The organism is Collimonas sp., assembly GCF_044339385.1.
GTDB lineage: Bacteria > Pseudomonadota > Gammaproteobacteria > Burkholderiales > Burkholderiaceae_D > Collimonas.
This window is the reverse complement of the sequence record NZ_JBIIVN010000083.1, coordinates 1-10,950: the sequence shown is the minus strand read 5'-3', so window position 1 is coordinate 10,950 and position 10,950 is coordinate 1. Positions and strand designations below refer to the sequence as shown.

Annotated in this window: 7 protein-coding genes and 2 pseudogenes; 4 read left to right on the top strand and 5 right to left on the bottom strand. The window is 58.4% G+C overall.

The features are described from left to right. Positions 1 to 125: 125 nt before the first annotated feature. Positions 126 to 1,814 (top strand): annotated as a pseudogene (locus tag ACIQ0R_RS07685) (alpha-E domain-containing protein); the annotation flags it as partial. After that, positions 1,814 to 2,746, top strand: a complete 933-nt coding sequence (locus ACIQ0R_RS07680; RefSeq protein ID WP_395825794.1) for a transglutaminase N-terminal domain-containing protein — start codon at positions 1,814 to 1,816, stop codon at positions 2,744 to 2,746. The pseudogene ACIQ0R_RS07685 and the gene ACIQ0R_RS07680, both read left to right, overlap by 1 nt. 65 nt (positions 2,747 to 2,811) lie before the next feature. On the opposite strand, the gene ACIQ0R_RS07675 is transcribed toward ACIQ0R_RS07680, so the two are convergent. The 5 genes and pseudogenes from ACIQ0R_RS07675 to ACIQ0R_RS07655 all read right to left on the bottom strand — a co-directional run bounded on the left by ACIQ0R_RS07675 (position 2,812) and on the right by ACIQ0R_RS07655 (position 8,234). Beyond that, positions 2,812 to 4,848 carry a sodium:solute symporter family protein gene (locus tag ACIQ0R_RS07675; RefSeq protein ID WP_395825791.1) on the bottom strand — a complete coding sequence of 679 codons (2,037 nt, stop codon included), beginning with the start codon at positions 4,846 to 4,848 and terminating at the stop codon, positions 2,812 to 2,814. Next, on the bottom strand, positions 4,845 to 5,117 hold the full coding sequence (locus ACIQ0R_RS07670) for a DUF4212 domain-containing protein (protein ID WP_395825787.1): 273 nt from the start codon (positions 5,115 to 5,117) through the stop codon (positions 4,845 to 4,847). The genes ACIQ0R_RS07675 and ACIQ0R_RS07670 overlap by 4 nt, the downstream gene beginning before the upstream one ends. 33 nt (positions 5,118 to 5,150) lie before the next feature. Beyond that, complete coding sequence (locus ACIQ0R_RS07665; RefSeq protein ID WP_395825784.1) at positions 5,151 to 6,692, bottom strand: sensor histidine kinase N-terminal domain-containing protein; 1,542 nt, start codon at positions 6,690 to 6,692, stop codon at positions 5,151 to 5,153. A gap of 10 nt (positions 6,693 to 6,702) precedes the next feature. Beyond that, positions 6,703 to 7,446 (bottom strand): annotated as a pseudogene (locus tag ACIQ0R_RS07660) (response regulator). 296 nt (positions 7,447 to 7,742) lie between these two features. Further along, complete coding sequence (locus tag ACIQ0R_RS07655; protein ID WP_395825782.1) at positions 7,743 to 8,234, bottom strand: hypothetical protein; 492 nt, start codon at positions 8,232 to 8,234, stop codon at positions 7,743 to 7,745. Between ACIQ0R_RS07655 and ACIQ0R_RS07650 the strand changes: the two genes are divergently transcribed. Then, positions 8,197 to 9,201 carry a Tim44 domain-containing protein gene (locus ACIQ0R_RS07650; RefSeq protein ID WP_395825779.1) on the top strand — a complete coding sequence of 335 codons (1,005 nt, stop codon included), beginning with the start codon at positions 8,197 to 8,199 and terminating at the stop codon, positions 9,199 to 9,201. The two genes, ACIQ0R_RS07655 and ACIQ0R_RS07650, sit on opposite strands and share 38 nt — an antisense overlap. Positions 9,202 to 9,317: 116 nt before the next feature. Beyond that, on the top strand, positions 9,318 to 10,352 hold the full coding sequence (gene trpS, locus ACIQ0R_RS07645; RefSeq protein WP_395825777.1) for a tryptophan--tRNA ligase: 1,035 nt from the start codon (positions 9,318 to 9,320) through the stop codon (positions 10,350 to 10,352). The last annotated feature ends 598 nt before the right edge of the window (positions 10,353 to 10,950 follow it).

Genomic DNA, 10,950 nt, shown 5'->3' with positions numbered 1-10,950 from the left:
TAACATTTCCATGGTGATCACCTTATATCTCCTGCCTAAAAATTAGACAGGACAAGTAGAACACCTGGGTCAATTTTGAATCAGCACTATGCCCTTTGCTGGGTCAATTTTCGGTCAGCCGCAACAATCCGCTGGAGTTGCGCGCCGATTCGGCGCTTGGCATTCCCGGTCTGGTCCAGGCGGCACGCCTCGGCAATGTGCTCATCGCCAATTCGCTCGGCAGCGGCGTGCTGGAATCCAGCGCCGTGCATGGCTTTTTACCGGCAATCTGCAAGCGCTTGCTGGGGCAGCCGCTGGCGCTGCCCGCCGTCGCCTCCTGGTGGTGCGGCGAGAAGCTGGCGCTTGACTATACCTTGGCCAATCTGGAACAGTTGGTCATCATGCCGGCATTTCCATCGATGCGGATGCAGCCGATCTACGGTCACAGCTTGAATGCGCAGTCGCGTCAGCGTCTGATCGAGAGTTTGCACGCGCAACCGCATGCCTATGTAGCGCAGGAATGGGTGCGCCTGTCGCAGGCGCCGGTGTTGTCGCGCAGCGGCGAATATCGTTTGATGAGCCGGGCGGTGAGTTTGCGCGTGTTCGTCGTTGCCGCCGCCGACGGCAGCTACCACGTCATGCCCGGCGGCCTGACGCGAGTCGCACCGCGCCAGCGTAAGGATGTGGTGTCGATGCAGCAGGGCGGGGCCAGCAAGGATGTCTGGGTGCTCGGGCAGATACGCGCCCAACAGGACGAACCCGCTGACGCCGCTACCACACCGGTCGCGCATATCGACGGCCGGCGCGACGGTTGCCGCAGTGCGCTCGACGCGATTCGCAGCACTGTGGATATTTCATCCCATGCCGGCGAGAATCTGTTCTGGATGGGCCGCTATGCAGAGCGTTGCGATAACCTCGCGCATTTGTTGCGCGCCACGCTGCAACGCAGCCTCGACGTGCAAGGCGATGCCCGCGAAACGTTCTATCAGCTGTGCGAACTATGTCGTGGTCTCGGCATCGCGTTGCCGGAAGCGACTGCTGCCGGCCGGCCGACAGTCAGTGCGTTGCAGCAGGAATTAATCGCCGCCATCGTCGATACGGATGCCGCTATCGGCATTGCCGGTAATCTGCGCCATTTGCATCACTGCGGTTACCAGGTGCGTGAACATCTCTCTCTGGATAACTGGCAGGCGCTCAATCGCATGCCGGGGTTGGTAACCGAGGGCGCTAATGGCGCTCTGCAAGCAGCTGCGGCGTTGAACATGCTCAACAATGTAATCCAGGCTTGCGTCGGCCTCGCCGGTCACGCGCTGGACGACATGACGCGCGACGAAGGCTGGCATTTCCTGATGCTGGGACGGCACATCGAACGCATGACGCATCTGGCGACCTTGTTTGGCCTGTTTCTGCCGCTGCCGGATGAACGCCAGAACCGCGCACTGCCATGGCTGCTCGAATCGGCCAACAGCGTGGTGACGTATCGCGTGCGCTATCGGCGTGCGCCGGAGTGGCTGCCGGTATTGCATCTGCTGGTGTTCGATGTCAGCAATCCGCACGGCATTGCGTTTCAATTCCAGATGCTGGAGCGTTATCTGAGCGATATCGGTGAACAGCTTGGCACCCTTAGCATGGATACCCCTGCGCATTTGTCGGCCACGCTGCAGGAGTTCGAATTGCAAGACCTGGAGCATGATTCGCTGTTTCTCAGCGACGTCAACGCGCGTCTGGTGCAATTGATGCGCGACGCCATCAGCGGCGCTTATGGATTGTCGGATGAGTTGGCGCGGAACTTTTTTACGCCGTTGAATGCGCCGGTCAGCCAGGGAGTGTCGTGATGCACCAGCACGTCTATCACATCCGCCACGATACGCATTGCGCCTACTCGCAGCCGGTGCGACTGTCGCACCAGATGCTGCGCCTGACACCGCGCTCGCTGCCGTGGCAGACCTGCACCTCGCATGGCATCGCGATTACCCCAGAGCCGCAGCAATTGCGCATGTTCCTCGATGGTTTTGGCAATCCGCTGCAATCTTTTTCGCTGGAAACCGATCATAGCAATTTGCGCGCGCTGGCCGAATCCTGGGTCACATTGACACCGCGCCAGTTGCCGCCAACCACACTGCCTTGGGAGCAGGTGCGCGACAGGTTGTCATATCAGGCCGGGCGTTTCCTGTTGCCGGATGATCTGGAAGCAAGCCGCTACCTGTTCGGATCGGCGCACGTCAGGATCAAACGCGAGTTCCTGGCCTACGCGGCAGAGTCGTTCACCCCGGGCTTGCCTTTGCTGGCCGGCATCGAGGCGGTGATGACAAGGATTTTTCGAGAGTTTACTTTTGATCCGCTGGCAACCACCGTATCGACACCGGTTACTGAAGTTTTCTCTACGCAACGCGGTGTCTGTCAGGATTTTGCGCATTTTATGCTGTCCTGCTTGCGTTCGTTGGGTTTGGCGGCGCGCTATGTCAGCGGTTATTTGTTGACCGAACCGCCGCCCGGACAAGCGCGCCTGATCGGTGCCGATGCCTCGCATGCCTGGGTATCGGTGTATTGCCCCGGCAGTAATGGCGAGGGCAATAACTGGATCGACGCCGACCCGACCAACGGTATTTTCCCCGACACCGGCCACATCACGCTCGGTTGGGGGCGCGACTTCCTTGATGTTTCGCCGCTGCGCGGCGTACTAATCGGCGGCGGCCAGCAAACCATGGATGTGGCTGTGACCGTCTTGCCGGGACATGAAGCGCCTGGTTTTGGATTTGCGGTTTGAATTGATGTCGCTGCTGTAGAGGACAAGCTCCCATTCGCTTGTTAATTTCTCGAATATCTTTTTCCTCAAGGCGCCCGCACATGATGCACCAGCGTCACCGCGCGCGAATCGGGCGGCGGTGTCAGCAGGCTGACGACGATCAGCGCCAGCATGCCGGCCGGCATGCCGAAGATGCCTGCCGCCATCGGCGCGATGTGGAACCATTGGCCGTTGACTGAGCCGCCCAGCGCCGGGTAGGTTTGCAGCATGTAATAGATGCACAGGCTGAAGCCCACCGCCATTGCCGCAATCGCCCCTTGCTGGTTGCCGCGTTTCCAGAACACGCCGAGCGCCAGCACCGGGAACAGGGTCGAGGCCGCCAGCGAAAACGCCGCGCCGACCATCGACAGGATATCGCCTGGTTTTAGCGAAGCGGTGTATGCCGCCAGCAATGCCACCACCAGCAACAGCAGCTTGGACACCGTCACCCGCTTGGCGGTGGAGGCATGCGGGTCGATCATCTTGTAGTACACATCGTGCGATAAGGCATTTGAAATCGTCAGCAGCAAGCCGTCTGCGGTCGACAGCGCCGCCGCTAGCCCGCCGGCCGCCACCAACCCAGAAATGTAATACGGCAGGCCGGCAATCTCCGGCGTTGCCAGCACGATCATGTCGCCGTCCAACGTAATCTCAGACAACTGTACGATGCCATCGTGGTTGAAATCAGTGATGCTGACCAGCGGGTTGGCCTTGTCGATATTGGTCCAGTACGATACCCATTCAGGCAGATGGGCGTAATCGGAACCCACCAGCGAGGTGTAGATGTAATATTTGACCAGCACTGCCAGCGCCGGCACCGTCAGGTAGATCAGCAGGATGAAGAATAGCGTCCAGAATACCGATTTGCGGGTTTCCTGTACCGATGACGTGGTGTAGTAACGCATCAGGATGTGCGGCAGGGAAGCGGTGCCGAGCATCAGACAGAACACCAGTGCCAGAAAATTATTGCGTTTGATATTCGATGCCTGCGGCGTGCCGCCCGGAAAAGGTGTCGCCTGGGGCACCGGCGGTTCGGCCCTCGCCAGGTTGCTGGCTTTGTCTTCCTGCCATTTGCGTTCGGCATCTTCCGGGGTTTTTGGATAACTGTTGAGCGCCCGGTTGGCGCTGCGGATCTCGATAAGAGAACTGTTGTTACGTTTGAGTTGTTCGAGATTTTTCTGCGCTTCAATACGTTCCGATTCCCAGGACTTCGGCAGGTCGCGCAGGCGGCGCTCGAAGTCATCGGCATTGGCCTTGAAGATCGCCCGCACTTCTATCTCTTTCGGATCGACATCGAGTTTCTTTTCGATCTCGGTGATCTGCGACAGCACCGAACCATACGAAATTTGCGCCACCGGATTGTTCGTATGTTCGGCCGACAGCCATATCACCGGAATCAGATAGGCGAACAGGATGATGATGTATTGCGCTACCTGAGTCCAGGTAATTGCCCGCATGCCGCCGAGGAAAGAACAGACCAAAATGCTGGCCAGGCCGAGGAAGATGCCGACTGAAAAATCGACGCCGGTAAAGCGCGAGGTAATCAGGCCGACGCCGTAAATCTGCGCCACCACATAGATGAATGAAATCGTCACGGTGGCGATGACGCCGAGTATCCGGATTGGATTGCCGCCGCTGCGGCCGCGATAGCGCGCTGCCAGAAAATCCGGAATCGTGTACTGGCCGAACTTGCGCAAATACGGCGCGATCAGCAGCGCCACCAGGCAGTAGCCGCCGGTCCAGCCGACGATGTAGGCCAGCCCCTCGAAACCTTGCAGGTACAGGCCCCCGGCCAGGCTGATGAAGGTGGCGGCGGAAATCCAGTCGGCGGCAGTCGCCATGCCGTTGAACAGGCCCGGCACGCGGCGTCCGGCGACGTAATATTCCGAGACATCTGAAGTGCGGCTGACGATGCCGATGCCGGCATACAGGACGATGGTGGCAAACATGAACAGATAGCCGATCCAGCTGCGCGGCAGGCCTTCTTTTTCGAGGATCGCCAGCACCACCAGCAACCCAATAAAGCCGCCGGTATACCAGCCGTAGTAGCGCACCAGACGCCAGAAAAAAGATTTGTCGCTCATTGCGGGTCGGTCCCTGGGAAGCGCTTATCGATTTTCTGCATTTGCCAGGTGTAGATTGCGACGATCAGCAGATAAGCCAGCGCCAGTCCCTGCGCTACCAGATAAAACGACAGCGGCCAGCCAAATAATGTCAGGCCCGACAACGCACGCGCAAAGTAGATGACGCTGAAGGTCAGGATGAACCAGATCGACAGCAGCGCCAGCGTCAATCGTCGGGTGCTTTGCCAGTGATTTGCTGGTTGCTGTAGACGCGAGTTGAATAGTTGCATGCGAGGTCCGGTAAAGGGGCAGGGCAGTTGCGGTTAATGGAAATCGGAATTGCTGTCTGGTGTCGATTTTTGCCGCAAACGAAAGCTGACGCGGAACAGGCTGCCAGGCTGTTCCGCGTCGTTGCTATGCGGGTTGTACGAAATCGTCACGTCGGCGTGATGTTGCTGGGCGATCTCGCGCACGAGCGCCAGCCCCAGGCCGCCGCCGCCGCGGCTGCTGTCCAGAATCCGGTAGAAACGATGAAACACTTGTTCGCGTTCGGCGGGCGGGATGCCAGGGCCGGTATCCTCGATTTCGAGGATCGCCAGGCCGGCTTCCGGCTCGCTGCGCACGCGCACGGTGACGCGGCCTTCTACCGGCGTGTAATGCAGCGCGTTGTCGATCAGGTTGCCAAGCAGTTCGCGCAGCATCAGTGGATTGCCGAGTATCGGCAATGGCTGCTCGGCCTCTTCAAAGCCGAGGTCGATACGTTGCGTGAAGGAGGCTTGCACCCAGTCCAGCACGACTGCGCGGGCGAATTCGGATAAGTCTAACTGTATAAACGGCGCGCTTTCTTGCGACTGGTTTTCGGCGCGTGCCAGTGACAGCAATTGATTGACCAGACGGGTCGCCGATTCCGAGCTTTTGGCTAACTGCTCCAGCGAGCGATGGATATCGTGCGCGCTGGTCTGGCGCAATGCCAGTTCGGACTGCATACGCATGCCCGCCAGCGGGGTTTTCATCTGGTGCGCGGCATCGGCGATGAAGCGCTTCTGGGTTTGGATTGACAGCGACAAGCGCGATAGCATGTCGTTGAGCGAGCGCACCAGCGGTGAAATTTCCTCCGGCACCTGGCCCGAATCAATCGGGCTCAGATCGTCCGGGCGACGGGCGCGGATGCGCTGCTGCAACTCAGACAGCGGCGACAAGCCGGGCGATAACGCAAACCAGATCAGCGCCAGTGCAATCGGCAGAATCAGGAATTGCGGCAGGATCACGCCCTTGATGATTTCATTGGCCAGTCGGGCGCGCTTTTCCAGGGTCTCGCCGACCTGCACCAGCACCAGTTTCGGCTGGTCCTTGGTGCCGCTAGCACCGCGGCTGTCCAGCGCGTTGCGCACATCGACATAGGTGTAGGCGATCCTTACGTCGCTGCCATGGACTGAGCTGTCCCAAAAGTTGACGGCACCCGGATGGAGTGGGTCTTCGTCTGCCGGCGGCGGGTGCATGTCGCGGTCGCCATCGATATATTCGCCATGCGGGCCGGTAATCGAATAGTAGACATTGTCGACATCGTCGGCACGCAGGAAATCGCGCGAGGTGCCGTTGAGGCGTGTCGTGAGCTTGCCGTTGACGCTGACGACTTGCTGCGACAAAATCGTGACGCTATCGTCAAGGGCCTGGTCAAACGGCTGGTTGGCAATTGATTTGGCGACGACATATGTAATTGCAATGCTGCTCGGCCACAGCAGCAGCGGTACCAGCATCCAGTCCAGGATCTCGCCGAACAGCGAGCGTTGCACCCGCTCTTCGGTTTGCGTCACCGCATGGTTCGATGGAGCCGGTTGCGCCGCCGTGGATTGAGCTTTGCGCATGATGCAGGGGTCAGCGTTGGCGGGATGTGTCCGCCGGTGAGAACGGCGGCGCGGTACCGGCGCTGAGGGCGTTGATTACCTGCGGCTCGACGATTTTTTCCAGGCAGTAACCGAGCCCGCGCACCGTGGCGATGCGCACCCCGCCGCCTTCGATTTTCTTGCGCAGGCGGTGCACATATACTTCGATCGCATTGTTGCTCACTTCTTCGCCCCATTCGCACAGGTGATCGACCAATTGTTCTTTTGAGACCAGACGTCCAGTGCGTTGCAGCAACACTTCCAGCAAGCCGAGTTCGCGTGCCGACAGGTCCAGCATCTGCTCATTGATGTAGGCAATCCGGCCGACCTGGTCATAGCTCAGCGGGCCGTGCTTGATCACGGTAGGGCCGCCGCCGGCGCCACGGCGGGTCAGTGCCCGCACCCGCGCTTCCAGTTCTGACAGCTCAAACGGCTTGGCCATATAGTCGTCAGCGCCAAGGTCGAGCCCTTTGACGCGTTGTTCAAGCGAATCGGCGGCGGTCAGAATCAGTACCGGCAAGCGTTAATTCCTGGCGCGCAAACGGCGCAACACTTCCAGGCCGCTCATCTTCGGCAGCCCCAGATCGAGGATCAGCAAATCGAAATCCTGGGTTGATAACGCCGAATCCGCCTCCACGCCGTTCATCACACAGTCGGTGGCATAGCCGGACTGGCGCAGCGAACGCGTCAATCCATCGGCCAGGACGCTATCGTCTTCAGCAAGCAAAATACGCATGGTGTATGTAATTTCCCGTGTTCGGTAGATAGGCGCGGTGACCTGATGCTGGCGCTCCTGCGTAGTAGTCTATGGCGTTTCATTCGCCACAGCAAGGCCGCTCTGCAACCTGGCCGTTTTGGTATAATCAGCGTCTTTAATTCTGACGAGCCGGCTTAGCCGCTGCGATGCAACGACTCCTGATACTCCTGTTGATCTGTTTTCTGCCGATGCAAGTTTTTGCAGGCGTGCCTGCAGCTTCAGCGGAAACGAAGGCGTCGCTGGCTTTTAGTGCGCACAGTGAGCAGCAGCACGAGTTACTGGTGCAGTGCAGCATCGCCGACGATTGCGGTGCGCCCGATACGCTGGTCGATGATATCGAGATGCATGTCGATCTTGGCGATGAGACCGTACCGGCTTTCCCTTTCGTATTTGCCGCCGCCAGCCTTGCCGGGCCCCCCGCCCTGAGTAACGACAAGGCGTGTCAGCCGCCGTTCCTGCCGCCGGCAGGACCTCCCCCCAGAGCATAAGCGCCGTTGCGCCGTCTCAGCGTTGATCTGAGGCGGTCGGCGCCGTCCCATCTGCCGGCATTCATCCGGCAAATCCATGCATCCATTGCGCTGACTGGCGTGCTGATTTCGGCACACTTCGGCATCCTGATTGGCGTTTTTAGCGAGCTGTATCAGCGCGCTGGCCTGCATGTCCGTTTTAAAAATCAGCAGTACACACGTATAGCCATGTCCGACATGGCATTCAATCTCAGGAGAAAGTATGAAGAAATTATTTGTCGCACTGATGGTCGTCGCCATGACGCTGTCAGCTGGAATCTCAACCGTGGAAGCCAAGCGCATGGGCGGTGGCGGCTCGTTTGGCAAGAAATCGCAAAGCATGAACCGCCAGGCTGCACCGGCACAAAACCAGGCAACCAATGCCGCTAAACCTGCGGCGGCTGCCGCTGCTCCGGCGGCCGCAGCAGCGGCCAAGCCGAGTATGTGGAAAGGCATGCTGGGCGGGGCATTGCTCGGTTTAGGGCTGGGCGCGTTGTTGTCCAGCATGGGCTTGGGTGGCGCGATGGCCAGCATGATCAGCAACATGTTGATGATCGCACTGTTCGCATTTGCTGCGATGTTTATCTACAAGCTGGTGCGTCGCAAAATGGGTAATGGTGCTGCCAACAACACCAACGGCGGCATGCAGCCGGCCTTCGCCACGCCAGCGCCATCGAGCTTCACGCCGGAAATCGCTTCGCGCATCGAGCAACCGATGCAGCGTAACGCATTTGATGCAACTCCGGCAGTTGCTGCCACTGGTGCCGGTGCAGCCACAGCCACAGCCACAGCCGCAGCCGCAGCCGCAGCTGGTGCGGCAATCTGGGGCGTGCCTGCGGATTTCGATACGGCTGGTTTCCTGCGTCACTCCAAGACTTACTTCTTGCACCTGCAAGCTGCTTGGGACAAGGCCGACAGCAACGATATCCGTGAATTCACAACGCCTGAAATGTTTGCCGAATTGCGCATGCAATTGCAAGAGCGTGGTGCCTCGGAAAACCACACCGACGTCGTCACGCTGGAAGCCGAACTGCTCGGAATCGAAACCCTCGACAATGAATACCTGGCAAGCGTCCGCTTCACCGGCATGATCAAGGAAGATGACGCCAGCGTTGCCGCGCCGTTCGCCGAGGTCTGGAATTTGTCGAAGCCAACCGCAGGTCAGGGCGGCTGGATTCTGGCAGGCATCGAGCAAGTGGCGCAAGCTGAGCAAAGCCGCACACATTAAGTCTCGGCTAAATGCAGTTTGAAAGCCGTCGGCGATATATTGATCTATTGCCGGCGGCTTTTTCTTTGTCTGGTGGCGCAATGTAGGGTTTTCAGGATTCAGCTAAGGGAGTTTCAATGAGTTTGCCAGCAAGTTTGTCCGCGCCCGGCCCGGGTTCTGCCGTGATTTTGACCGGCGATCGTCCGACCGGCCCTTTGCATCTTGGCCATTTCGTCGGCAGCTTGCGCAATCGTGTGGCTTATCAAAAAGACTACCGGCAATTCATCATGCTGGCCGATGCCCAGGCCCTGACCGACAACATGGACGACACCAACAAGGTGCATCGCAACGTGGTGGAAGTGGCGCTCGATTACCTCGCGGTCGGTATCGATCCGACCCGCTCGACGATTCTGATTCAGTCGCAGATCCCAGAGTTGGCGGAGTTGACTTTTTATTACCTTAATCTGGTGACGGTGGCGCGTCTGGAGCGCAATCCGACGGTTAAGGAAGAAATTCGCCTGCGTGGTTTCGAGCGAGACATACCGGCTGGCTTCTTGACTTATCCTGCCAGTCAGGCCGCCGATATCACCGCCTTCAAGGCGGCGATTGTGCCGGTTGGCGAAGACCAGATTCCGATGATTGAACAAACCAATGAAATCGTGCGGCGTTTTAACCGCATCGCCGGCCGCGATATTCTGGTCGAGGCGAAGGCGCTGGTGCCGGATATCGGGCGTTTGCCGGGTATCGACGGCAAGGCAAAGATGAGCAAGTCGCTGGGCAATACGATTAATCTGGGAGCGACGGCCGATGAAATCCGCGCTGCTGTGAAAAAGGTATATACCGATCCGTTGCATCTGCGGGTGGAAGATCCGGGGCACATTGAAGGCAATGTGGCCTTCCTTTATCTGGATGCGTTCGATCCGGATCAGGCCGGTCTGGCGCAGATGAAAGCGCATTATGTGCGCGGCGGCTTAGGTGATAGTGTGGTCAAGGCGCGCCTGGAGGCTTGCTTGCAGGAGCTGCTGGCTCCGATCCGGGCGCGCCGCGAGGAGCTGGCGAAGGATCGCGGGCATGTCTTGCAGATACTCAAAGAAGGTACCGCCAAGGCGCGTGAAGTGGCAGCAAAAACCGCCGCTGAGGTCAAGGCGGCTTTGGGTTTGACCTACTTCTAAACCTTTATATCGGCATAAATTGTGGTTGGGTTATTGCTATAGCGTGCATACAGCGTGCATTCCGTCGAACTGTGTGCCACGACTAAGCAGTTAAAAAAAGGGGGGTCAGAGTTTTTTTCGCGGTTTCTTGCGAAAATTACTCTGACCCCTTTTAATGGGCTACGGAGTAGGTGCGGTGGCGTATTCAGAGTAGAGCGTCTTGTCGTTATCTAATACGTTCGTTACTCCGTGGGCACTAGCCGGGAGCGGCCCGGCAGCCACTCACTTTTTGCTCCGCCCTAGCCGGGCGCCCGAAAGTAAGCAAAAAGGCGGTCGCACAGCCGTTGCCCGCCTGCGGCGGGTCCCCAAATGAGCCGTGCGCCAGTCGGATGGGACACAAACTCGCTGCGCTCAAACATGTGTCCCATTATTCCCGACTGTCACCCGGCTCATTTGGCAACGTCAGCATGCGAAAAGTCAACAGCAACGGCAACGTCAAAAGCCAATTCAACATCAACATCAACATCAACATCAACATCAACATCAACATCAACATCAACATCAACATCAACATCAACATCAACATCAACATCAACATCAACATCAACATCAACATCAA

What these genes read in the sequence shown, in the direction of transcription:
- ACIQ0R_RS07680 (WP_395825794.1), top strand. Translation starts at nt 1,814, where the DNA reads ATGCACCAGCACGTCTATCACATCCGCCACGATACGCATTGCGCCTAC.
- ACIQ0R_RS07675 (WP_395825791.1), bottom strand. Translation starts at nt 4,848, where the DNA reads ATGAGCGACAAATCTTTTTTCTGGCGTCTGGTGCGCTACTACGGCTGG.
- ACIQ0R_RS07670 (WP_395825787.1), bottom strand. Translation starts at nt 5,117, where the DNA reads ATGCAACTATTCAACTCGCGTCTACAGCAACCAGCAAATCACTGGCAA.
- ACIQ0R_RS07665 (WP_395825784.1), bottom strand. Translation starts at nt 6,692, where the DNA reads ATGCGCAAAGCTCAATCCACGGCGGCGCAACCGGCTCCATCGAACCAT.
- ACIQ0R_RS07650 (WP_395825779.1), top strand. Translation starts at nt 8,197, where the DNA reads ATGAAGAAATTATTTGTCGCACTGATGGTCGTCGCCATGACGCTGTCA.
- ACIQ0R_RS07655 (WP_395825782.1), bottom strand. Translation starts at nt 8,234, where the DNA reads ATGGCGACGACCATCAGTGCGACAAATAATTTCTTCATACTTTCTCCT.
- trpS (WP_395825777.1), top strand. Translation starts at nt 9,318, where the DNA reads ATGAGTTTGCCAGCAAGTTTGTCCGCGCCCGGCCCGGGTTCTGCCGTG.